The sequence below is a fragment of the Curtobacterium sp. UNCCL17 genome, from assembly GCF_000686685.1.
Lineage (GTDB): Bacteria > Actinomycetota > Actinomycetes > Actinomycetales > Microbacteriaceae > Curtobacterium > Curtobacterium flaccumfaciens.
The window spans coordinates 396545-419317 of sequence record NZ_KK366002.1 but is presented as its reverse complement, the minus strand read 5'-3'; the positions used below and the strand labels follow the sequence as shown (position 1 = coordinate 419317).

Annotated in this window: 22 protein-coding genes; 14 read left to right on the top strand and 8 right to left on the bottom strand. The window is 71.5% G+C overall.

Going from position 1 to position 22773, the window contains the following annotated elements; translation table 11 throughout:
• Positions 1-496: 496 nt before the first annotated feature.
• Both BR70_RS0115840 and BR70_RS22580 read right to left on the bottom strand, forming a co-directional pair.
• A complete protein-coding gene (locus BR70_RS0115840) occupies positions 497-1771 on the bottom strand; it encodes a hemolysin family protein (protein ID WP_027466849.1) in 1275 nt (424 codons plus the stop codon).
• A gap of 145 nt (positions 1772-1916) precedes the next feature.
• Positions 1917-3044 carry a M23 family metallopeptidase gene (locus BR70_RS22580; RefSeq protein ID WP_027466848.1) on the bottom strand — a complete coding sequence of 376 codons (1128 nt, stop codon included), beginning with the start codon at positions 3042-3044 and terminating at the stop codon, positions 1917-1919.
• Between the two features lie 162 nt (positions 3045-3206).
• On the opposite strand from BR70_RS22580, the gene BR70_RS0115830 reads away from it, so the two are divergent.
• Positions 3207-3701: a hypothetical protein gene (locus BR70_RS0115830; RefSeq protein WP_027466847.1), complete on the top strand. Its 495-nt coding sequence runs from the start codon at positions 3207-3209 to the stop codon at positions 3699-3701.
• Positions 3702-3717: 16 nt separating this feature from the next.
• Here BR70_RS0115830 and BR70_RS0115825 read toward each other — a convergent pair whose 3' ends face one another.
• Both BR70_RS0115825 and BR70_RS0115820 read right to left on the bottom strand, forming a co-directional pair.
• Complete coding sequence (locus tag BR70_RS0115825) at positions 3718-5409, bottom strand: cation:proton antiporter (protein ID WP_027466846.1); 1692 nt, start codon at positions 5407-5409, stop codon at positions 3718-3720.
• A gap of 27 nt (positions 5410-5436) precedes the next feature.
• Entirely contained in the window at positions 5437-5802 is a 366-nt protein-coding gene (locus tag BR70_RS0115820; protein ID WP_027466845.1) for a hypothetical protein, read from the bottom strand.
• Between the two features lie 193 nt (positions 5803-5995).
• Here BR70_RS0115820 and BR70_RS0115815 point away from each other — a divergent pair, with 193 nt between their 5' ends.
• Positions 5996-8206 (top strand): NADP-dependent isocitrate dehydrogenase, encoded by a 2211-nt coding sequence (locus BR70_RS0115815; protein ID WP_027466844.1) that lies wholly within the window; start codon positions 5996-5998, stop codon positions 8204-8206.
• A gap of 162 nt (positions 8207-8368) precedes the next feature.
• Here BR70_RS0115815 and BR70_RS0115810 read toward each other — a convergent pair whose 3' ends face one another.
• Both BR70_RS0115810 and BR70_RS0115805 read right to left on the bottom strand, forming a co-directional pair.
• Positions 8369-8824 carry a DUF3817 domain-containing protein gene (locus BR70_RS0115810; RefSeq protein WP_035809287.1) on the bottom strand — a complete coding sequence of 152 codons (456 nt, stop codon included), beginning with the start codon at positions 8822-8824 and terminating at the stop codon, positions 8369-8371.
• A gap of 114 nt (positions 8825-8938) precedes the next feature.
• The gene (locus tag BR70_RS0115805; protein WP_027466842.1) at positions 8939-10381 is read right to left on the bottom strand and encodes a DUF4832 domain-containing protein; all 1443 of its coding nucleotides are present in this window, start codon (positions 10379-10381) and stop codon (positions 8939-8941) included.
• 141 nt (positions 10382-10522) lie between these two features.
• Between BR70_RS0115805 and BR70_RS0115800 the strand changes: the two genes are divergently transcribed.
• Together BR70_RS0115800 and BR70_RS21350 are read left to right on the top strand one after the other, a co-directional pair.
• On the top strand, positions 10523-11299 hold the full coding sequence (locus BR70_RS0115800) for a ThuA domain-containing protein (RefSeq protein WP_027466841.1): 777 nt from the start codon (positions 10523-10525) through the stop codon (positions 11297-11299).
• On the top strand, positions 11296-12453 hold the full coding sequence (locus BR70_RS21350; protein WP_051597016.1) for a PP2C family protein-serine/threonine phosphatase: 1158 nt from the start codon (positions 11296-11298) through the stop codon (positions 12451-12453). Before BR70_RS0115800 ends, BR70_RS21350 begins: the two co-directional genes overlap by 4 nt.
• Before the next feature lie 24 nt (positions 12454-12477).
• Here BR70_RS21350 and BR70_RS0115790 read toward each other — a convergent pair whose 3' ends face one another.
• The gene (locus BR70_RS0115790) at positions 12478-12921 is read right to left on the bottom strand and encodes a disulfide bond formation protein B (RefSeq protein ID WP_027466840.1); all 444 of its coding nucleotides are present in this window, start codon (positions 12919-12921) and stop codon (positions 12478-12480) included.
• A gap of 90 nt (positions 12922-13011) precedes the next feature.
• Between BR70_RS0115790 and BR70_RS0115785 the strand changes: the two genes are divergently transcribed.
• The 8 genes from BR70_RS0115785 to BR70_RS0115750 all read left to right on the top strand — a co-directional run bounded on the left by BR70_RS0115785 (position 13012) and on the right by BR70_RS0115750 (position 19956).
• Complete coding sequence (locus BR70_RS0115785) at positions 13012-13662, top strand: ScbR family autoregulator-binding transcription factor (protein WP_027466839.1); 651 nt, start codon at positions 13012-13014, stop codon at positions 13660-13662.
• 117 nt (positions 13663-13779) lie between these two features.
• Positions 13780-14655 carry an aminoglycoside phosphotransferase family protein gene (locus BR70_RS0115780; protein WP_027466838.1) on the top strand — a complete coding sequence of 292 codons (876 nt, stop codon included), beginning with the start codon at positions 13780-13782 and terminating at the stop codon, positions 14653-14655.
• A 58-nt stretch (positions 14656-14713) separates the two neighbouring features.
• On the top strand, positions 14714-15325 hold the full coding sequence (locus BR70_RS0115775; protein WP_027466837.1) for a DUF6197 family protein: 612 nt from the start codon (positions 14714-14716) through the stop codon (positions 15323-15325).
• Positions 15322-16059, top strand: a complete 738-nt coding sequence (locus BR70_RS21345) for a DinB family protein (protein WP_027466836.1) — start codon at positions 15322-15324, stop codon at positions 16057-16059. The genes BR70_RS0115775 and BR70_RS21345 overlap by 4 nt, the downstream gene beginning before the upstream one ends.
• A gap of 208 nt (positions 16060-16267) precedes the next feature.
• Positions 16268-16915, top strand: coding sequence for an ABC transporter permease (locus tag BR70_RS0115765; RefSeq protein WP_027466835.1), 648 nt, complete (start codon positions 16268-16270; stop codon positions 16913-16915).
• Positions 16902-18173: an ABC transporter ATP-binding protein gene (locus BR70_RS0115760; RefSeq protein WP_027466834.1), complete on the top strand. Its 1272-nt coding sequence runs from the start codon at positions 16902-16904 to the stop codon at positions 18171-18173. The genes BR70_RS0115765 and BR70_RS0115760 overlap by 14 nt, the downstream gene beginning before the upstream one ends.
• A complete protein-coding gene (locus BR70_RS0115755; protein ID WP_027466833.1) occupies positions 18170-18934 on the top strand; it encodes an ABC transporter permease in 765 nt (254 codons plus the stop codon). Before BR70_RS0115760 ends, BR70_RS0115755 begins: the two co-directional genes overlap by 4 nt.
• Positions 18931-19956 (top strand): glycine betaine ABC transporter substrate-binding protein, encoded by a 1026-nt coding sequence (locus tag BR70_RS0115750; RefSeq protein WP_027466832.1) that lies wholly within the window; start codon positions 18931-18933, stop codon positions 19954-19956. The genes BR70_RS0115755 and BR70_RS0115750 overlap by 4 nt, the downstream gene beginning before the upstream one ends.
• An 81-nt stretch (positions 19957-20037) precedes the next feature.
• Here BR70_RS0115750 and BR70_RS22575 read toward each other — a convergent pair whose 3' ends face one another.
• The gene (locus BR70_RS22575) at positions 20038-20667 is read right to left on the bottom strand and encodes a TetR/AcrR family transcriptional regulator (protein WP_051597015.1); all 630 of its coding nucleotides are present in this window, start codon (positions 20665-20667) and stop codon (positions 20038-20040) included.
• An 80-nt stretch (positions 20668-20747) separates the two neighbouring features.
• Here BR70_RS22575 and BR70_RS0115740 point away from each other — a divergent pair, with 80 nt between their 5' ends.
• The gene (locus BR70_RS0115740) at positions 20748-21476 is read left to right on the top strand and encodes an ABC transporter ATP-binding protein (protein ID WP_051597014.1); all 729 of its coding nucleotides are present in this window, start codon (positions 20748-20750) and stop codon (positions 21474-21476) included.
• The gene (locus tag BR70_RS0115735) at positions 21473-22750 is read left to right on the top strand and encodes an ABC transporter permease (RefSeq protein WP_027466830.1); all 1278 of its coding nucleotides are present in this window, start codon (positions 21473-21475) and stop codon (positions 22748-22750) included. Before BR70_RS0115740 ends, BR70_RS0115735 begins: the two co-directional genes overlap by 4 nt.
• The last annotated feature ends 23 nt before the right edge of the window (positions 22751-22773 follow it).

Here is a 22773-nt window from a genome sequence, read left to right as displayed (position 1 = left end):
GGCGACGGCCTGCGACCGCTCGTCGGCGTCTGGCGGGGTGTTGCGACGGCCCGGGGCGGACGGGAGGCGCGGGGCGGCCCCGACACGCGCCTCCCGTCCGCCGTCTGGTCGCGTTCCGTTGCGTGACCGGCCGTGCCCGACCGGTCGCGACACGTCGCGTGCTGCCCGCCGGGTGGTCGCAACCTGTCGGCTGGTGGCGCCGCAGGCGACGGCCTGCGACCGCTCGTCGGCGTCTGGCGGGGTGTTGCGACCGCCCGGGGCGGACGGGAGGCGCGGGGCGGCCCCGACACGCGCCTCCCGTCCGCCGTCTGGTCGCGTTCCGTTGCGTGACCGGCCGTGCCCGACCGGTCGCGACACGTCGCGTGCCGCCCGCCGGGTGGTCGCGACCTGTCGGCTGGTGGCGCCGTAGACGACGGCCTGTGACCGCTCGTCGACGTCTGGCGGGGTGTTGCGACCGCCCGTCGCCACGGGCCTCCCGACCGCCGTGGGGCCGCGGTCAGGGCGCGGCGTCGGCCCCGATCCTCACCCGCGCGACGCGGTGACCGTCCATGGCGGTGACCTCGAGGCGGTGCCCGCCGGCCAGGACGACGTCACCGACCTCGGGCACGCGGTCCAGCTGCACCTGCACGAGCCCACCCACGGTCTCGTAGTCGCCGTCCGGCAGGACGGGACCGCCGTCCGCGGCCAGGTCCTCGAGCACCGTGGCCCCGTCGACCCCGTCGTGAGCCAGCATCGACTCGTCGTACTCGCTGGAGTCCCACTCGTCGCGGATGCGGCCGACGAGGTCCTCGAGCAGCGCCTCGAGCGTGACCATGCCGGCGCTGCCGCCGTACTCGTCGACCACCAGGGCGATCTGGTGGCCGTCGGTGCGCATGTCCGCGATCGCACTCGACAGCGACTTCGTCTCGGGCAGGGCGAGTACCGGCCGGACGAGCGTGGCGACCGGGGCCGAAGGGTCGACCGGACGCAGCAGGTCACGGAGGTGCACGAAGCCCTGGACCTCGTCGCGCCCGCCGGAGGTCACGAGGTACCGGGTGTGCCCGGCAGCGATGGCCTGGTCGGTGGCCTCGGCGACGGAGAGGCCGGCGTCCAGTGTCGACACGTCGTACCAGGGGCGCATCGACTCGCGCAGGATGCGGTCACCGGCGTCCAAGGCGCTGCGGGCGATCCGGCGTCCCTGCTCGTCGACGCCGGTGTGCTCGTCGACCAGGCCGCGGAGCTCCTCGGTGCTCATCGACTCGCTGCGGGCGTCCGGGTCGCCACCGAGCAGTCGCACGACGGCGTCGGTGGACTTCGAGAGCAGCCAGATCACCGGCCGCATCAGCACCGCGAAGCGCTCCAGGGTCGGGGCGACGGCCATCGAGAAGCCCTCGGCACGCTGCAGGGCGAGGCGCTTCGGCACGAGCTCGCCGAACACGAGCGACAGGTACGCGATGACGAGGGTCATCAGCACGAGCGCGACGGCTTCGGCCGTGCCCTGCTCGAGGCCGAGTCCCTGGAACAGCGGCGCGACATCGGGTGCGATCGAGGACGCACCGTACGCGGCGGAGAAGAACCCGGCGACGGTCACGCCGATCTGCACGGCGGACAGGAACCGGTTCGGGTCACGGCCGAGCTCGGCGACCCGCATCCCCCGGGCGCCGCGGCGTTCGAGCTGCTGCAGCTGGGATTCGCGGAGGGAGACGAGCGCGATCTCGGCGGCCGCGAAGACCCCGCCGACGAGCACGAAGAGGATGACGAGCCCGAAGGCGATCCAGGTGTCGGCGCCCATCAGCGGGTAGCAGCCTCGGATCGACGACGGGCGGGCGGTCTGTGGGGATCGTCCATGTCTGTGAGTCTGCACAGGCAGACTGGGACATCACCGTGCTGCCGCTCGACAGCGGCTGTGGATCCCGCGTCGTGACGGAGAACGGTCGCTACAGCGTGAGCGAGCGACCGATGCGGGCTTCGAGCCACGCCTCCGGGTCGATCGGGGTGACGCCGTCCATCAGGACCTCGAGGTGCAGGTGCGCACCGGTCGAGACGCCGGAGGATCCGACGAGCCCGATGAACTGCCCGGCAGCGACGGTGTCGCCGACCTTGAGCGGCGAGGAGCCGGGGATCATGTGGCCGTAGAGCGTGGAGACCTGTCGGCCGTCGACCACGTGGTCGATGATGACCGCGTTGCCGTACGAGAAGTAGGTGCCCGAGACCCGGACCTTGCCCGCGGCGACGGCGCCGATCGGCGTGCCCATGCCCGGGGTGAAGTCGAGGCCCTGGTGCAGCGACGAGCAGGCGCCGCACGGTGCCGAGCGGTACCCGAAGCCGGAGCTCATCTGCACGGGGCCGGGGAACGGCGAGCGGACCGCGCCGCCGAACGACACGGCGCCTCCGGCGATCGCCGCGGTGTCGGCGGAACCAGCCGTCGTCGTGGTGACGGTCGAGCCACCCCCGACGGTGAACCCGTCACGGTCGAACCCGGCGGACGTGACCGCCTGGGTCACGGCGTAGTCCTGGGTGCGCACGATGGGCGCGATGGTCGAGGTGGCCATCGAGGTGCCGGCGCTCGCGTGTGCGGGCATCGCCGAGGCGGCGAACATCGCGATGGCGGCGGCGGCGCTGGTGAGGGTGATGCGTCCGGCACGGGCCGACCGGGAGGCCCGGGGTGCGCTGGCGACGCGGGTCACCCTGGGTGCGGGGCGGCGGACGACGCGCTGGATGCGGTCGTCGACGTGCTCGGTGGTGGCGCGTGCGGCTGCTGAGCGGCGGCCGGCCGGCTCGGTGGCCGAGGACGCGGTCGCGAGCACGACGGACTTCACCGGCTTGGCGACCTTCGCGGCCTTCGGTGCCTTGGCCGGCTTCGCGACCTTTGCCGGCTTGGCGACCTTCGCTGCCTTGGCCGGCTTCTCGGGCTTGGCGGTGTTGGCGGTCTTCGCGACCGGGGCCGTCCTGCTGCGACGCTGTGGTCCGCGAGCTGCTGCGCGCTCGGCCTCGAGGGCGGCGCGTCGGGACAGGTGCACCACCGGGGTCGCCGGGTGCTGGTCTGGTTCGGGTGCAGTCGTCATGGCCGCCCACCATTCTGCACGACTCTGTCGCTTTGTACAGGCCCTTCCGTGATCTTTTCGTTACCGAGCGCGCTGGGAGGCGCCTGACCACCACGGGCGGAAGCGTCCCCCGGGCCCTCCGCATCGGTACGGTCGGGGGAAAGCGACGGAAGGACCCGCACCATGGCCCGATCGCCGCGTGAGCGGTACGGAACGGTCGACCTGGCGTCGGCCGACGTCGTGCTGGCCGGTACCCAGGAACTCCTGCCCGTGCTCCGGGCTGCGGCCGTGCGCGCCGGGATCGACGCCGCGCGGATGCGGGTCGTCGGGGTCGACGACCTGCCGGACCCCGACGAGACCTGGGACGCGGCGCTGGCCGTCATCGCCATCCGCCGCCCCGGTGACGACCCCGCGTTCCACCGGGCGCAGGCGGCGGCCGAGCTCATCGCGCCGATGCTCGCGCCGCACGCCGTCCGCATCGTCGTCACGGTGTCCGGGGTGACCCGGCTCGCGCCGAAGCTCGAGCGCACCCTGACGTCCGAGGTCCTGCACCAGATCGATGCCGCGTCGGCGTCGTCCGGGTTCCGTCGGCCCTTCCGGCCCCTGCGCATGCGGCTCGGGCTCGCCGGGCTCCGTGCCGCCGGCGTCCGGGTGTTCCGCGTCTCGATCGGCGACTGAGCGGACGCGGAGCAGGTCACCGGGTCGGCGCGCCCCGCAGTTCGAGGGCGATCTGCTCGGCGTCCAGGTTCTGCAGCATCGACTCGAGCACCTCGGCGTCGAACGTGCCGTCGTCGCGGGCGTCGAGGATCGCCGAGCGCTGCGCCTGGAGGACCGCGAGACGCCGCGCCTTCTCACGCCCCATCCAGGCGCGGAGCTCGGCTGGGTCCGCCGCCTCGAGTTCTTCGCGCGAGCCCGGGGGCTGTTCACCGGTGCGCGGTACCTCTTCGGCCGCGCTGCGCATGAGCTCGAGCAGACGCTGTCGTTCCTCGGTGTCCTTTGCGGCAGTGTCCGGCGCGGGGGCGGCGATGCGTCGGAGCAGGGGACCGATCGTGCCGCCCTGGACCACCAGGGACAGCAGTGCGACCGCGAAGGCGACGAACACCAGGAGAGATCGCTGCGGGGTGCCCTCCGGCAGGGTCTGCGCAGCTGCGACGGTCACGGCCCCACGCATCCCCGCCCAGACCACGGCGGTGCCCTCGCGCCAGCCCAGCGGTGCCTTCGTGTAGTACGCGATGTCCGCCAAGGTGCGGCGGACGCGGGTCGTGAACCGGTCGAGCTCTCGTTCCGAGGGGGCGCGGTTGCCCGGTCGGTGCTCGCGGATCACCTCGCTCATCGCGTCGCGGTCACCGGCGTGCATCTCGGCGAAGCGCCCCTGCATCCGCTTGCCGCGCTTGGCGCTCGCCGACAGGGCGAGCAGCAGCGGGACGACGTACGCGGCCCGCACGAGCACGGTGAGCACGAGGGCACCGACGGCGATGAGGAGTGCCGGTCCGACGCCCGTGTGCTCGTCCTGCACGTCGCCGAGGATGGTCGCGAGTTCGAGTCCCATCGTCAGGAACACCGCGCCCTCGAGCACGAGTTCGATGGTCTGCCAGTTCTGAGCGTCCGACAGCCGGTGCCCCGGAGGGAGCTTGCGCGGCCCGACGATCCCGGTGAACAGGCCCGCGACGACGGCGGCAACGAGTCCGGACCCGCCGAGGTGCTCGGTGGGGACCGCCGCGACGAACGGCACCGCGAAGGACAGCGCTGTGTTCACCGCGGCACCCGGCACGCGCGCGCGGACGAAGACGTTCAGCCAGCCGACGAACCACCCGATGACGACAGCGATGGCCACGGCGCCCGCGAAGTCGCCGAGAGCGCCCCAGAACGAGAACGACGCGGCGGCGGCGACGACGGCGGTGCGCAGGAGCACGAGCGCGGTGGCGTCGTTGAGCAGCGATTCACCGTCGAGGATCGAGATCGCCCGGCGTGACACCGAGGTCTGCTTGACGATCGAGGTGGCGACGGCGTCGGTCGGGCTGACGATCGCGCCGAGGGCGATGCCCCACCAGAAACCGAGGCCCGGGATCACCCAGGCGAAGAACAGCCCGAGCACCAGGCTCGACGCGACGACGAGCAGGACCGACAGGCCGCTGATCGCGCCGAACTCGCGCCGGAAGTTCATCGACGGCATCGACACCGCCGACGAGTACAACAGGGGCGGCAGGACCCCGGCGAGGATCCACTCCGGTTCGATCTCCGTGTGGGGGATGAACGGCAGCAGACTCGCGACGATCCCGACGACGACGAGCACGAGCGGTGCCGCGATCCCGATGCGGGGGCCGAGCACGGCGGCGCCCGCGATGGCGATCAGGGCGATGACACCCACGACGAGGAGTTCGGTCACGGGTCCAGGGTGGCACCACCGGGCGGATCAGGCTCCGTCGGGTCCGGGGCCCTGCGCGGCGCTCGCCTGCACCGACGGGTGTGGAGGAGCGGCGTGCGCGACGACGGAGACGCTGCCGACGGCGAGCACGAGCGCCAGCGCTCCGGCGGTGCAGGCCGTCCCGATCCGCCGCAACCGCGGCCGGCTGCCACGCTGACGCGGTGCGAACCGCTTCGTGCTCCGTCGGGGTTCGGGGCCGACGAGCCAGGGACCGGAGCCGTCGGGGTCGTACGAGAACGGGCCGGAGCCGTCCGGCGCGTACCGGTAGGGGCCGCTGCCGTCCGAGGCGTAGGCCGACCGCAGGTCCTCCGCCCTCCAGCCGAAGTCGTCCGGGGTCTGCCGTGTGGTGGTCATGCGCGCTCTCCCTCGCTCTGGTGCTGCGGGAGACCAGTCCACGCACCGTTCCTATGTGTCGACAGTGCGCCTCCAGGGTGTCGGCCGAGCATCTGCCGCGCGGAGGCAGGGGCCATGTATCTTGATGTCGAGACATCCTGCGCCACGAGTACCGTGGACGTACCGACGGTCGAACAAGGGAGTACCCGCCAGCATGGCCAAGATCATCTACACCCTCACGGACGAGGCGCCGTTCCTCGCCACCCACTCCTTCCTCCCGGTCATCCAGGCCTTCGCCGGCACCGCGGGTGTCGACGTCGAGACCCGCGACATCTCGCTCGCCGGCCGGATCATCGCCCAGTTCCCGGAGCGGCTCACCGACGAGCAGCGCCTGGACGACGCCCTCGCCGAGCTCGGCGACCTGGCGAAGACCCCCGAGGCGAACATCATCAAGCTGCCGAACATCTCGGCATCGATCCCCCAGCTCAAGGTCGCGATCAAGGAACTGCAGGCGCAGGGCTACGACCTGCCCGACTACCCGGACGAGGCCACGACCGACGAGCAGCGCGACGTCCGCGCCCGCTACGGCCGTGTCCAGGGCAGCGCCGTCAACCCGGTGCTGCGCGAGGGCAACTCCGACCGCCGCGCACCCCTGTCGGTCAAGAACTACGCCCGCAAGCACCCGCACCGCATGGGTGCCTGGTCGCGCGACTCGAAGACGAACGTCAGCACCATGGGCGTCGACGACTTCCGCTCGAACGAGAAGTCCTGGATCGCCCCCGCCGACGACGTCCTGACGATCACCTTCGTGGCCGAGGACGGCAGCGAGCAGGTCCTCAAGCAGTCGATCCCCGTCCTGCAGGGCGAGGTCGTCGACGGCACCGTGCTGCACGTGGCCGCACTCGAGGCGTTCCTGCGCAAGCAGATCGAGCGCGCCGCGGCCGAGGACGTCCTGTTCTCCGTGCACCTCAAGGCCACGATGATGAAGATCTCCGACCCGATCATCTTCGGGCACGTCATCAAGGCGTTCTTCCCGTCGGTGTTCGAGCGCTACGGCGCCGACCTCGCCGCCGCGGGCCTGACCCCGAACGACGGCCTCGGCTCGATCCTCGCCGGCCTCGCTGCGCTGCCGAACGGCGCCGAGATCGAGCGTGCCTTCAAGCAGGGCATCGCCGACGGCCCCGAGCTCGCCATGGTCGACTCGGACAAGGGCATCACGAACCTGCACGTGCCGAGCGACGTCATCGTCGACGCGTCGATGCCCGCGATGATCCGCACCTCGGGGCACATGTGGGGCCCGGACGGCGACGAGCACGACACCCTCGCCGTCATCCCCGACTCGAGCTACGCCGGCATCTACCAGGCCGTGCTCGACGACTGCCGCGCCCACGGCGCCTTCGACCCGTCGACGATGGGCTCCGTGCCCAACGTCGGCCTGATGGCGCAGAAGGCCGAAGAGTACGGCTCGCACGACAAGACCTTCGAGCTCCCCGGCGCCGGTGTGGTCCGCGTCACGACCGCGTCGGGCGACGTCGTCATCGAGCACGACGTCGAGCCCGGTGACATCTGGCGCGCCTGCCAGACCAAGGACGTCGCCATCCGCGACTGGGTGAAGCTCGCCGTCACCCGCGCCCGTGCCTCCGCGACGCCCGCCGTGTTCTGGCTCGACGAGACCCGCGCGCACGACGCGAACCTCATCGGGCTCGTCCGCGAGTACCTCGGCGAGCACGACACCGACGGCCTGCAGATCGAGATCCTCGCGCCCGAGGACGCCATGCGCTTCTCGCTCGAGCGCATCCGCCGCGGCGAGGACACCATCTCGGTCACCGGCAACGTCCTGCGCGACTACCTGACGGACCTGTTCCCGATCATGGAGCTCGGCACCTCGGCGAAGATGCTCTCCGTCGTCCCACTGCTGGGCGGTGGCGGCCTGTTCGAGACCGGTGCCGGTGGTTCCGCGCCGAAGCACGTGCAGCAGCTCGTGCAGCAGAACTACCTGCGCTGGGACAGCCTGGGTGAGTTCCTCGCGCTGGCGGTCAGCCTCGAGCACCTCGCCGGTGTGACGGGCAACGAGCGGGCGAAGATCCTGGGCGAGACCCTCGACCGTGCCACCGGGACGTTCCTCGAGCAGGACAAGTCCCCCGGTCGGAAGCTCGGCTCGATCGACAACCGCGGCAGCCACTTCTACCTGGCGAAGTACTGGGCCGAAGAGCTCGCGGCGCAGACCCAGGACACCGAGCTCGCGGCGTCGTTCGCGGACCTCGCGGCGAAGCTCGGTGAGCAGGAGCACACCATCGTCGACGAGCTCGTCTCGGTGCAGGGCCACCCGGCCGACATCGGCGGCTACTACCGCCCCGACGACGCCAAGACGAGCGCGGTCATGCGTCCGTCCGCCACGTTGAACGCGGCGCTGGCAGCGCTCTAGCAGCGACCGGCCCCCGGACAGGAGGCCCGGTGCCAGCTGGCACCGGGCCTCCTGTCCGTCCGTGGTCGCGACCACGGCCGCGCTTCGTGAGCAGCAAGGGTCGCGTCCGCACCACGAACCCGACCATTCCCGCTCACGAAGTGACAGGGGACGCGCGGGGCGTCAGCCGCGGGACGGCACGGGTGGGCCGGCGGCCAGCAACCCGGTGAAGACCAGGGCGACGGCCACGACCCCGATGCCCGCGGCCACGGCGGGCCGACGCACCACGAAGAACAGCAGACGGTCCCAGAAGCCCGAGTGGGCGTCCGGCGAGCGGCGCCAGGAGCCCTCGAGCATGCCGCGGCGGGCGACCGCGACCTCGAACGGCACCGTGGCGTACGGCACGACGGCACTGGCCCAGCCGAGCACGAGCGCCCCGAACGACCACCGCTGGTTCACCGCCACGACCGTCGTGACCACCAGGTACGCCAGGAACACGAAGCCGTGCACCCCACCGCCGATGCGGACGCCCCAGTCGCCGGCGTCCAGGCCGTACTTGAGCACCATCCCGAGGATGAGCAGGGTCCAGGTCACGAGTTCGGCGACCGCGGCGGCGCGGAACAGGGAGCGCGGAGTCATGGCCTCCATGGTGGCGGACCCGGTTGACAGAGAGCAGGACGCCCGACCTGCGGCGCACCCCACGGACAGCAGGACGCCCCGGGCCGATCGACCCGGGGCGCCCTCTGCTGTCGGTCAGCGCCGCACGACCACCGTCTGGCCCAGGCGGTTCACGCCGGCGCGCGCGTCCCACGTGCCGGTGTTCGCGGTCTGGATCGCGAAGGCCGGGTTCGACGCCACCGAGCGTTCGGGTGCCGGCAGGGCGAGGGCGACGTCCCAGCGGCCCTTCGGCAGGTGTGCGAGCGACGCCCGGACGGTCACGGTCCGGCCCGGCTGCCACGACGACGCGTCGGGGCGAACCGGCACGGTGACCCGGCGGTGCCCGTCGGTCAGGACGAGCTGCACCGGGCGGCTGTTGTACGGCGCCGCCCAGCCGTCGTTCCGCACCGACACCGCGACCGACGGCGTGCGACCGGTGGTGACGGTGCTCGAGGTCATCGTGAAGCGGTAGCCGAGCTTCTTCGCGGCGTCCGTCATGCCGTCCGCGCCCCACGTCGCCAGGACGTCCCTGTTGTAGTCGAGGTTGAGGTAGCTGTAGTGGTACTTCGCCATCTCTGCCGAGGCGGACGGGTACTCGGACCGCGGCGCGTTCACGGCGCAGGTCTCGCCACCGACGGGGACGTACCGCGACTCGGCGGCCAGGTAGTCCTGGTCGAGTGAGAGCGGGTCGCTCAGGAACGTGCCGAAGTCGTCCGGCGAAGCGAGGAAGCAGTCGTTGTGGTGCCCGATCCGAGACGCTGCCGACCCGTCGTGCGCCTGCGCCGGGGTGAGTGCCCCGGCCGTGCCGGACGGTGTGCGGAGTGCGTCCTGCTTCATCTGCATCGTGCGGACCTGGACCGAGCGGCTGGACGGCAGGGCCGCGAGTTCGGCCTGCAGGACCTGCCGTCGGGCGTCCTTGTCGGCCTCGGTCAGCACGCCCGGGTTCGCCGGGTCGCTGGCGAAGTGGTCGCTGTAGTAGCCCTCGCCCCAGAGCCCGATGAACCCCTGCTGCAGGGTCGGGATGACGTCGGCGTTCCGGCGGAGCGTCGGGGTGAGCTGCTGGATGTGCGCGAGCACGGTCGGCAGGTCGGCGTCGCCGTAGGGCGCCGAGTACGGGTACGCGCCGCCCTGCACGTACGCGAACCGGGTGATCACGCCCACCCCGGCCGCACGTGCGGTGTCGTAGTCGCGCTGCACGAGCCGCAGCCAGGCCGGGCTGAGTTGCCGCTGCTGGACGAACGCCTCCATGTAGAACACCCGGACGACCTGGGTGACCCCCTCGGCGCGGTAGCCGCGGAGCGTCGCGGCGTCGAGCGGCGTGTACCCGGTGCCGTCGGCGCGGTAGTGCGTCTCGGTGGTGTGGTCGAACCCGCGCGAGGGGTTCGGGATGACCGCGTCGCTCGCCGTGTAGGTCACGGTCGAGGTGGTCGCGGTCCGTGTCGGGTGGTGGCCGGTGGGCGACGACGCCCACGCAGTGGTCGGTACGGCGAGTGCGAGTGCCGCCGCGAGTGCGACGGTGGTGATGGTGCGGTGCTGCATCGGACGAGCCCCTGTCCTCGGCGCGGACGGTGATCGGCGCTCCCTGGCGCTGCCGTCCTGCGCGAATGTGATCTGAAGGTAGGCCAAACGATCAGAAAACGCCAGTGGATGCGCGAACCGAGCACGGGTAGCGTTGCCTGCATGTCGCCGTCGACCGAGAACCGTCCCCTGAACATCGTCGTCTGGAACGAGAACGTGCACGAGACCCGCGGTGACGCGACGGTCATCGGGCACTACCCCGACGGCATGCACACCGTGATCGCCGAGGCGCTCCGGCAGCTGCAGCCCGGGGCCGACGTCTCCACCGCCACCCTGCAGGAACCCGACCACGGCATCACCGCCGAACGGCTGGCCACCACGGACGTGCTGTTCTGGTGGGGGCACGCCGCCCACGACGAGGTGAGCGACGCCGTCGTCGACCTGGTCGTCGACGCCGTGCACGCCGGCATGGGCCTGGTGGTGCTGCACTCCGGCCACTACTCCAAGCCGTTCAAGCGCCTGATGGGCACGACCTGCTCGCTGAAGTGGCGGAACGACGGCGAGCGCGAACTCGTCTGGACCGTCGCGCCCGAGCACCCGATCGCCGCCGGGGTCCCGCACCCGATCGTCATCGACCGGCAGGAGATGTACGGCGAGTACTTCGACATCCCGCGCCCCGACGAAGAGGTGTTCCTGTCGACCTTCGCCGGTGGCGAGGTCTTCCGCTCCGGCGTCGCGTACCGCCGGGGGCTCGGCAAGGTCTTCTACTTCTCGCCCGGCGACCAGGAGTACCCCGTGTACCACCACCCCGACATCCAGCGCGTGCTGTCGAACGCCGCCGCCTGGGCCGCCCCGGTGTCCGAGCGCCGCGAGCTGACCGCCGACCCCCACCCGCGGGACTGGTTCCTGTCGGACGATGGGGGTAGACAGGCCGGGTGACCAACCATCTCGACGGTGCGCACAGGCGCACCGCGGTGATCGAGGCGCTCGCCATCTTGGGATCAGGACCCGAGGAGCGCTTCGACCGCATCACCCGCATGGCCCACGAGGCGTTCGACGTCCCGTTGACCTTCCTCAACCTCGTCCACCACGACCTCGTCACCACGCAGTCGACCTTCGGCTGGCACCAGGGATCGAGCGTCCCCGCCAGCGAGCAGTTCTGCGCGTCGACGGTGCTCACCCGCGAACCGATGGTGATCCCGGACGCGTCGCTCGACGCCCGGTTCGCGCACACGGCCGCGGTGGCGGAGCACGGCATCCGGTTCTACGCGGGCGCACCGTTGACCATGGTCGACGGCACCCGGGTGGGCACGCTGTGCCTGATGGACGCGGTGCCGCGCACGTTCTCGCCGGACGACGTCGCCCTGCTGGGTGACCTGGCCCGGTGGGCGGAGCGCGAGCTCGGCGTCGCCATCGACCGCGGACGGGTCCGTCGGGTGCTCGACGGCCTGGTGCCGGACCCGGTCGCGGTGCCGGGGTGGGACCTCGACGTCCTGGTGGCCCAGCACGACGACGGCGGGGGTGACGTCGCCGACTGGCGCGTCGCACCGGACGGTGCACTGCACGTCACCGTCGGCCGGGTGAGCGCGGCCGGCCCGGCGTCGGGCCTGCTCGCCGCAGCGGTCCGCGGTGCCGTGGCGGCACGGACCGGTTCGGCCATGTCGGACGCGATCGTCGGCCTGGAGGCGCAGGTCACCGCCGACCTGTCGGCTGCGGACGCCGTCGGCTCGCTCTTCCACCTGCGGCTCGACCCGACGTCGGGTCACGTCGACTTCGGCGACGCCGGCCACGGCCTGGCGGTGCTCGTCCCCGCCGACGGTCCGGCTCGCGTCCTGCACCCGCTCGACCTGCCGCTCGGGCTGCAGCCGGAGTCGATCCCGCGGTCGCCCGGGGCGCTCGACCTGGAACCCGGAGACCGGCTGGCGATCTGCACCCAGGGCGTCCTGACGCTGGACGGGCTCCGGCACCTGGACGACCTCGCCGCGCTGGTGCGCTCGGCTCCGGACGGCGCCACGGCGGTCGAACGGGTGCGCACGGCGATCCCGACGGACGCCGCGGTCGACGTCACGCTGGTGGTGCTCACACGGCACTGAGCGAGATCCGCCGCCCGCGGTGGATCAGGAGCGGAAGCGGTCCGGCCGCGGGCGCGGGGTTCCGGTCAGCGCGACCACGAGCAGCGTGGCGAGCAGGGCGAACCCGGCGAGCTCGATGCCCAGGCCGGCGAGCTGCCAGTACGCGCTGCCGACGTGCTGCGGCTGCGTGATCGACTCCGGCCACCACGACTCGATGAGCGGGAACGAGCCGGGGAACGGATCGAGGCCGAACACGACGAGGCCACCGAGCAGCAGGACGACCCCGAGGCCGGCCATCGCCCCACGGGACCGGCGGAGCATGTGCACCACGAGAGCCGCACCCATGCCGGCGAGCCCGACGACGGCGAGCAGGAACGCGAGCACCACGATGGTCTGCGGCGCGAGCGCGACCCAGTCCAGCACCGCGATCGGCAGCAGCAGCCACCGTCCCGTCCGTGCCCAGCGCGCAGGGTTCCGCCATCCGTCCATGGCGACCGACCGTAGGGCACCCGGCCGAACGCCTGCCGAATGCGGCCAGTGGACCCCGGCGGCAGTGTGCGCTGACTACGATCGGACCCCATGGCGCAGGACCGACCGACCCGGCAACAGCGGTCGCTCGCGACCCGCACGGCGATCATCGAGGGCGCGGCCGCGGAGTTCGACGAACGCGGGTACGTCGGTGCCTCGATGGACGGCATCGCCGAACGCATCGGGATGACCAAGGGTGCGCTGTACTTCCACTTCACGTCGAAGGCCGACATGGCCGGGGCCGTCGTCGCCGAGCAGCACGCGATCTCCCGCCGGTACGGCGAGGCCGCGGTGGCCCGGGGCACCACCCCGCTCGAGTCGATCATGTGGCTGTGCCAGGGGCTCGCGGTCCAGATGACGTCCGAGGTCGTCGTGAGCGCCGGGGTGCGGCTGTCGACCGACGTGGCCGCGAGCGACGTCGCGCGGCAGGACCCCTACACCGACTGGACCGCGGTGGTCGCCGGGTTCGCACGGCAGGCCGTCGAGGTGGGCGAGATCGACCCGCGGTGGGACCCGGACCTGGTCGGCCGGGTCGTCGTCCGCGCCTACACCGGCGTGCAGACCGTCTCGGACGTGATGACCCGCCGGGCCGACCTGTTCGCGGGCCTGCGGGAACTCTGGACGGTCCTGCTGGACGCATTCGTCACCGAACGGCTGCGTCCGGAGATCCCGAGGCTCGTCGCGCTCATCGCTCCGGAGTGACGCGGGTCCCCCCAGGGAAACACCCACGTCACCTCGCCTCTGAGACTAGCGAGAAGGGTGTCGCGCCACCGGCCCCAGTTCGCGGGCGTGTGTCCGGCGGCCCACTAGCCTGACGCCGTGCCCACACCCGCTGCCGAGGTCGACGTCGACGTCCCGCTCGTCCGGGCCCTGCTGTGCGACCAGCACCCCGACCTGGCCGGGCTCCCGCTCCACGTCGTCGCGAACGGCTGGGACAACGTCGTGCTGCGCCTGGGCGACGACCTGGCCGTCCGGGTCCCCCGTCGGGAGCTGGCCGCACGCCTCGTCGAGCACGAACAGCGCTGGTTGCCGGACATCGCCGCCCGGGTCGGATCGGTCGTCCCGGTGCCGGCCCCGGTGCGTACCGGCCGCCCCGCCCTCGGGTACCCGTGGTCGTGGAGCATCGTGCCGTGGCTGCCCGGCACGGCGATCGGTGAACGGGCGGCCGGGGTCCCCGTCGCCGAGGCGCTCGCCGCGTTCGTCGGACTCCTGCACGTCCCCGCCCCGGACGACGCCCCGGCGAACCCGTTCCGTGCGGTGCCGCTCGCGTCGCGGAGCGAGGCCGTGCTGGCGCGACTCGACGACCACGGCGTGCACCGGGCCGGAGAGCTGGCCACGCTGTGGCGGACCGCAGCGGCCGTGCCCGCGCACGCCGGGCCTCCCGTCTGGGTGCACGGCGACCTGCACCCCTTCAACCTGCTCGTCGACTCGTCGGGCGGCGTCGACCGTCTGTCGGCCGTGATCGACTTCGGGGACGTCACCGCGGGCGACCCGGCCGTCGACCTGGCCACCGCCTGGCTGACGCTCGACCCACCGGGGCGGCGCGCGTTCCGCGCGCGCGTCGCGGCCCCGGAGGCCACCTGGCTGCGCGCACGCGGGTGGGTGGTCGCGCTCGCGTCCGCGCTGGCGACCGCCGACGAACGCGCCTTCCGGAGCGTCGCGCGACGGAGCATCGACGCGGTGCTGGACGACTGAGTCCCCGCGGGGCTATCGTGACCGCACCATCCGTGCACAGCCGATCGGAGGGGCCGCCATGACCCTCGAGCTCCGCGTCCAGCACGACGTCGCCACCGACGCCTCCCCCGCCCCCGTCCGACCCGAGCGACGCGGTCTCCGCGGCCTGCTCGACCGTCTGTCCGACCGCCGCGCCGCCGCCCGCGCGCGACGGGTCGACGACCGGGTGCGCGAACTCGGGGAACTCGTCCACCTGCTCTCCGACGCCCGCGCCGTCGTCGAACGCGGGTGGGTCCAGCACGCCTGGTTCGCCTACCTCGACGAGCACGGCCGCGAGCGCAAGGCCTCCAGTGCCGCCGCGATGGACGTGCAGGGCCGGCCGCTCGTCGGTGCCTGCCTGGTCGGCGCGGTCGTGTCCGCCGCCGGCGGGCCGCACGCGGTCCACGCGCCCCGGGTGCAGCACGCGCTCGACGTCGTGTGGCACGCCCTCGCCCGCGACGAGGGCGAGCCCGTGCTGTGGTGCCCCGCGCCGGACATCCGGATGGGCCGGGTGCGTGACCTGACGAGCTGGAACGACGCCCCGGCACGCACCGGCGCCGAGGTCGCCGGGCTGCTGCTGACCGCCGAACGGGTCGCCGTGCAGGAGTCGACGCGCCTGCAGGAGCTCCGGGTGGCACGATCGGGGGCATGAGCGACGTCGAAGCGGTCCCCGAGGTGCACCCCGCGAGCACCAGCACCCTGGCCGCGAGCGGCAACGCCCTGCTGTCGGACGAGGGGTCCACGCGGAACCCCGACGGCGCGACGGCCGCGGCCGGCGCGGTCGCCGACGCCGCTGCCGCCGACGCCGCGGTGAAGCGGACGCTGCACCGGTACCTGCAGAAGCACCGCGCGGCCCTGCTGGCCAAGCTCGACGGGCTCGCGGAGCGGCAGGCCCGCTGGCCGGTGACGCCGACGGGCACGAACGTCCTCGGGTTGGTGAAGCACGTCGCCGGGGTGCAGGCCGGCTACTTCGGCGAGGTGTTCGGGCGGCCGCTGCCGGACCAGCCCGCCTGGCTCGAGTCCGAGGACGGTGAGGACATGTACGCCTCGCTCGACGAGACCATGGCCGACATCGTGGCCTTCCACCACCGGAGTGCCGCCCACGCCGACGCCACGATCGAAGCGCTCGACCTCACCGCCACCGGGACCGTGCCGTGGTGGCCGGAGGGGCACCGGGACGTCACCCTGCACCGGATCCTGGTGCACATGGCGTACGAGACCGCCCGGCACGCGGGTCACGCCGACATCGTGCGCGAGATGCTCGACGGCCTGGCCGGCGACGGCGACGGCAACCTGGCCGACAAGTCCCCGGAGGAATGGGTCCGGTGGCGTGAGCAGCTCGTCGACATCGCGGAGCGGTCAGAGTTGCGCGACCTCGACGCATAGCCGAGCAGGCAGACTGATCGTTACCGTTCTCCCAGGCTCGCCCTGGTAAACCCCCGCTGACCAGGGGTTGTCCTCCTCGCAACTGCAAGGGAAACCGTCGTCTCGGCGGGGTTGCGTTGTACAACCGGTCCGGCTGCTGCGTAGCTTTGGCCGAGCTCGTGCCCCGATCTGTGGGCAGTTCAGCCGACCGGAAGGGGAGCGCCCACCCGTGTTCCAGTACGTCGTGGAGCGATGGAGCCAGATCTGGTTCGCATCGTGGCAGCACTTCTCACTGGTCGTCCAGTGCGTCGTCCTCGCCACGGTCATCGCCGTGGTGCTCGCCACACTCGTCTACCGCAGCCCGCGCCTGACCGCGTTCGCGAACGGGGTGTCGGCTATCGGCCTCACCCTGCCGTCGTTCGCCGTCATCGGCCTGCTCATCGTCCCGCTCGGCTTCGGCGTCCTGCCGTCGGTCGTGACGGTCGTCTTCTTCGCCGCGCTGCCGATCCTGCGCAACGCGGTCGTCGGTCTCGCCGAGATCCCGCCCGCCGTCGTCGAGTCGGCGCGTGGCATCGGCATGAGCCGGTTCCGCACCCTGCTGCAGGTCGAACTGCCGATGGCGTGGCCGATCATCCTGAGCGGCGTCCGCGTGGCCGCGCAGATGGTGATGGGCATCGCCGCCATCGCCGCGTACGCGCTCGGTCCCGGGCTCGGCGGCTTCATCTTCTCCGGGCTGTCCCGCCTCGGCGGCGCCAACGCCCTGTTCTCCGTCGTGGTCGGGGTGGTCGGCGTCGTCCTGCTCGCCCTGGTCCTCGACCTGCTCCTCATCGGCCTCGGCCGCCTGACCATCTCGAGAGGTATCCGTGTCCAGCACTGACTCCGCCACCACCACCGCGCCCGACGGGGACGTCACCGGGCGCAGCATCCTGCTCGACGAGGTCACCAAGCGGTACCCCGGGCAGTCGAAGCCCGCCGTCGACGGCATCACGCTCGAGATCCCCGCCGGCAAGATCATCATGCTCGTCGGTCCGTCCGGCTGCGGCAAGACGACGACCCTCAAGATGATCAACCGCCTGATCGAGCCCACGCAGGGCCGGATCGTCGTCGGCGACGACGACGTCACGGGCATCGACGGTGACGAGCTCCGCCGCCGCATGGGCTACGTGATCCAGGCCGGCGGTCTCTTCCCGCACATGACGGTCGCGGCGAACATCGCGATCGTGCCGAAGATGCTCGGCTGGTCGAAGGAGAAGATCGCGGCGCGCGTCGACGAGCTGCTCGACCTGGTCTCGCTCGACCCCGACACCTACCGCGACCGGTTCCCCCGCGAACTCTCCGGTGGGCAGCAGCAGCGCGTCGGCGTGGCCCGTGCGCTCGCGGCGGACCCGCCCGTCCTGCTCATGGACGAGCCGTTCGGTGCGGTCGACCCGATCACCCGCCAGCGCCTGCAGGACGAGCTCCTGCGGATCCAGGAGGAACTGCACAAGACGATCGTCATCGTCACGCACGACTTCGACGAGGCCGTGAAGCTCGGCGACTGGATCGTCATCTTCACCGAGGGCGCGCACATCGTGCAGTACGACACCCCGGAGCGGATCCTGGCCGAGCCGGCGAACGAGTTCGTCGAGAACTTCATCGGTTCCGGTGCGGGCCTGAAGCAGCTCACGCTGAACCGCGTGCGCGACGTCGAGGTCGAGTCGGCCGTGACGTGCTCCCCCGGCGAAGAGGTCAAGGCCGTGCTGCAGCGGATGAACGCGGCCGGCGGGCACCAGCACGCCGTCGTCGTCGACCACCGCCAGCGCCCGATCGGGTGGCCGTCGCGCCGCCAGCTCGAGCGTCTCGACCGCATCCCGGACGGCGTCGAGCCCGGCCTGCCGGTCGTGGGCGAGGCCGCGACCCTCAACGACGCGCTCGACACCATGCTCGTCTCGAGCGCCGGAGCCGCACTCGTCACCGGTCGTCGTGACGCGTTCCGCGGGGTCATCACCGTCGAGACCGTGATGGAGGCGATCACCCGCTCCCGCGCGACCGCCGCCGGAGACCAGGCCTACACGCCGGTCGGCACCAACACGAACCCGATCGAGACCATGCCGTCGTCACCGGTGTCGGCGATGCCCACCGGAGAAGACCTGTGAGCGCTGTCGCCACTGCCGGCCCCGCCACCGGTGCGAGCACCTCGTGGAAGGGCCTGCTGTTCCAGCCGATCGCGATCCTGGTCGTCCTGGCCGGCTTCGCGGTGTGGCTCGCGACGGCGGACCTGACCCCGACGGAGCGCACGACGCTCAACCCGGCGGACATCCTGGCCCTGACCGGCCAGCACCTCGTGCTGACCCTGCAGTCGACGGTCCTGGTGCTCGTGATCGGCATCCCGCTGGGCGTCGTGCTCACCCGCGGGCCGCTGCGCCGGGCGAGCCCGTACGTGCTCGCCGTCGCGAACTTCGGGCAGGCGGCCCCGGCCGTCGGCCTCATCGTGCTGCTCGCCGCCTGGCTCGGCCTGAACAGCTCGTCCGCCGTCATCGCGCTCGTGCTCTACGCGATCCTGCCGGTGCTCCGGAACACCATGATCGGCGTGCAGAGCGTCGACGCCCGACTGGTCGAGGCCGGTCGCGGCATGGGGATGAGCGCCTTCAGCGTGCTGATGCGCGTCGAACTGCCGCTCGCGGTGCCCGTGATGCTCTCGGGCATCCGGACCGCCCTCGTGCTGCTCGTCGGCACGGCGAGCCTGGCGACCTTCGTCGGTGCGGGCGGACTCGGTCTGCTCATCACGACGGGCGTGACGCTGTTCCTGCCGAAGGTGCTCGTCTCGGGGGCCCTGCTCGTCGCCCTGCTCGCCCTCTCCATCGACTGGCTCGGCCGCGTGGTCGAGACGGTCGCACGACCGAAGGGACTCCGATGACCCGCCGCACACGCAGCACCCGCCGCACCCGCACCCGGGTCGGAGCCGCCGCGTTCGTCGCCGGTGCCACCGCCCTCGTCCTGACCGGGTGTGGCCTGCAGCCCGCGACGTCGTTCGTGCCCGAGGCCGGCGCCGGCTCCATCCAGCGCATCGACGACCTGCCGGCCGGCGCCCACATCACCGTGACGTCGAAGAACTTCACCGAGCAGCTCGTGCTCGGCAAGATCGCCGTGCTCGCCGCCAAGGCCGCCGGGTTCGACGTCACCGACGAGACGAACGTGCCCGGCAGCGTCGCGGTCCGTGAGCTGATGACCTCGCACGCGGCCGACTTCACGTACGAGTACACCGGTACCGCCTGGCTGACCTTCATGGGTCACACGAAGGGGATCCCGGACAAGACCGAGCAGTGGACGGCGGTCAAGAAGGAGGACGCCGGCAACGGACTGACCTGGCTCAAGCCGGCGCCGATGAACAACACCTACGCGTTCGCCGTCCGCAACGAGGCCGTCAAGGAGCTCGGGGACGTCAAGACGCTCTCCGACATCACCAAGCTGCCGGTCGACCAGCGCACGTTCTGCGTGGAGTCGGAGTTCAACTCCCGTGCCGACGGCTTCAAGCCGATGCTCAAGAAGTACGGTCTGGAGCTCGGCGGTTCAGGGTCGAACGGGGTGCCGAGCAGCAACGTGAGCATCCTCGACACCGGCACGGTCTACACGGCCACCGACCGCGGCAAGTGCAACTTCGGTGAGGTCTTCACCACCGACGGCCGCATCAAGTCGCTCGGGCTGACGGTGCTCGAGGACGACAAGGGGTTCTTCCCGGCGTACAACGTCGCGCCCGTCATCGACTCGAAGACGCTCAAGGAGTACCCGCAGCTCGAGGGGATCTACGACCAGATCTCGCCGAAGCTCACGGACGCGGTGCTGCAGGAACTCAACCGTCAGGTCGACGTCGAGGGGCGTGAGCCGGCCGACGTCGCCTTCGACTGGATGGTCAAGGAGGGCTTCATCACGAAGCCCTGACCGTTCTCGACGCATCCACGTCACGGACAGGAGGCACGGTGCCAGCTGGCACCGTGCCTCCCCTGCGTTCGTGGTCGCGTCTCAGGCCGCGGCGATGCGCGCAGCCGTGTCGCGGATCGACGCGACGACCGCAGCCCGCACCTGCTCCGGGTCGGAACCCTCGTGCCGAGCGGCACTGCGGAGGCCCGTCATGCACATGCCGAGGAGCATCTCGGCCGCCTGCGGGGTCGCGGCTTCCGGGCCCCAGGCCGGGTCGCGTTCGAGGATCGTGCGCACGGCGCCGGTCATCGCTTCGGCGACCGTGGTCATCCGCGCGACCTGCCGACGCATCAGCTGCGGGAACCGCACGATCACGGCCTTGCGCTCGACCCGCTCGTGCTCGTCGCCGAACGACGACCCGAACACCAGGAACGCCAGGTCGACGACGGCCTGCGCCGCAGGCTCCCCCGCGACGGCCGCCAGGTGCGCCTCGAGGGTGGCGGGTTCGAGGTCGAGCTCGGTGTGCCCGAGGACCGCGTCCTCCTTGCTCTCGAAGTAGTTGAAGAACGTCCGCGGGGAGACGTCGGCCCGCGCGGCGATCTGCTCGATCGTGGTGCCGTCGACGCCCTGCTCGAGGGCCAGGGACCGAGCCGCCTCGGCGATGCGGTTGCGGGTCTCGATGCGCTTGCGGTCACGGAGACCGAGTTCTGACGGCGTCGCGGAGTCGGGCATGGCCCGACTGTAACCGGAACGTCACATGATCTACAGCAAACGCAAACTTGCAGTCGTGCACCGGACACTACGGTGAACCCATGACCACTCCCGTGCTCGAGGCCCGTGACCTCGCCAGGACCTACGGCCGCGGCGCGACGCGGTTCGACGCGCTCAAGGGGGTGTCGCTGGCGGTGCACCAGGGTGAGAGCCTGGCGATCGTCGGCAAGTCCGGCTCCGGCAAGTCGACGCTGATGCACCTGCTCGCACTGCTCGACAAGCCGTCGGCCGGACAGGTGCTGCTCGACGGCACCGACGCGGCGACGCTCGGTGCGCGGCAGGTCAACCGCACCCGGAACAGCACCTTCGGGTTCGTGTTCCAGCAGTTCTTCCTCACGCCGAAGACCTCGGTGCTCGACAACGTCGTACTCCCGCTCAAGATCGCCGGTGTCTCCGGAGCCGAGCGGAAGCGCCGGGGCATGGCGGCGCTCGATGCGCTCGGGCTGGCCGACAAGGCGAAGAACGACGCCAACGACCTGTCCGGCGGCCAGAAGCAGCGCGTGGTGATCGCCCGGGCGCTGGTCGGCGAGCCGAGCGTGATCTTCGCCGACGAGCCGACCGGCAACCTCGACACGAACACCGGACAGGTGGTCGAGGACATGCTGTTCGGGCTGCAGCGCGAGCGGGGGATCACGCTCGTCGTGGTCACGCACGACGAAGAGCTCGCCGCGCGCTGCGACCGCAGCGTGAACGTCCGCGACGGCCTGATCGTCGGCGGACCCGATGACGTGGTCGACGCGTCTGCCACGCACGGAAGGCACTCCGCATGAACTTCCTCGACCTCCTGCGCACCGCGGTCTCGAACACCTTCCGCTCGAAGCTGCGCACGACCCTGACCGTCATCGCGATCTTCATCGGCGCCTTCACGATCACCTTGACCTCGGCGATCGGGACGGGCGTCAGCAACTACATCGACAGCCAGGTCTCCTCGATCGGTGACGACGGCACCCTGGTCGTCACGAAGGCCGTGGAGTCCACCTCGACCGACAGTGGCCCGGCGAAGTACGACCCCGAGGCCTCGGGGCAGAGCGTCGACCGCGGCCCGGCGTCGTTCTCGTACCTGTCGCAGGCCGACGTCGATGCGATCAAGAAGACGGACGGCATCAAGAGCCTCCGCCCCGCGGTCGCCCTCGCACCGAAGTACGCCGAGTACGGGGACAAGGGCAAGTACGTCGTGTCGCTCACGGCCAACGCCGGCGAGCTCGACGCCGACCTGGCGAGCGGCAAGCAGCTCGACGACGAGACCGACGCCAACCAGGTGATGCTGCCGACCGACTACCTGAAGAACATGGGCCTCGGCAGCGCCTCGGCCGCCGTCGGTAAGGAGCTCACGATCGCCGTCGACGACTACCAGGGCAAGCCGCACACGCTCACCGCTACAGTCGTCGGGGTGCAGAACGAGTCGCTGTTCGGCAGCGGTGCCGGGGCGAACGCCGCACTGACCGACGCCATGCAGGCCGCGCAGGAGATCGGCAAGCCCGACTCGATCGCGACGTCCTACGCCAGCGCCACCGCGACGCTCGACACCGACGCCTCCGTCACCACGGTCAAGAAGTCCCTGGCCGACGACGGGTTCCTCGGTCAGACCATCCAGGACCAGCTCGGTCAGTTCCAGACCGTCATCAGCGGCATCGTCGGGGTCCTGAACGCCTTCGCCGTGATCGCGCTCGTCGCCGCCGGCTTCGGCATCATCAACACCCTGCTCATGAGCGTGCAGGAGCGCACCCGCGAGATCGGCCTGATGAAGGCGATGGGCATGGGTGGTGGCAAGGTCTACACGCTGTTCTCGCTCGAGGCGGTGTTCATCGGGTTCCTCGGCAGTGCCATCGGCGCCGGGGTCGCGATCCTGCTCGGCACCGGGATCTCGAACGTCCTGGCCGGCACGCTCCTCAAGGACCTGCCGGGGCTGCAGATCATGCAGTTCGCGCCGGGCTCCGTCGCCACGATCATCCTCGTCGTGATGTTCATCGCGTTCCTGGCGGGCACCCTGCCGGCACGACGAGCGGCACGGCAGAACCCGATCGAGGCGCTCCGGTACGAGTGACAGGCAGGGGTGCCTAGTGTCTG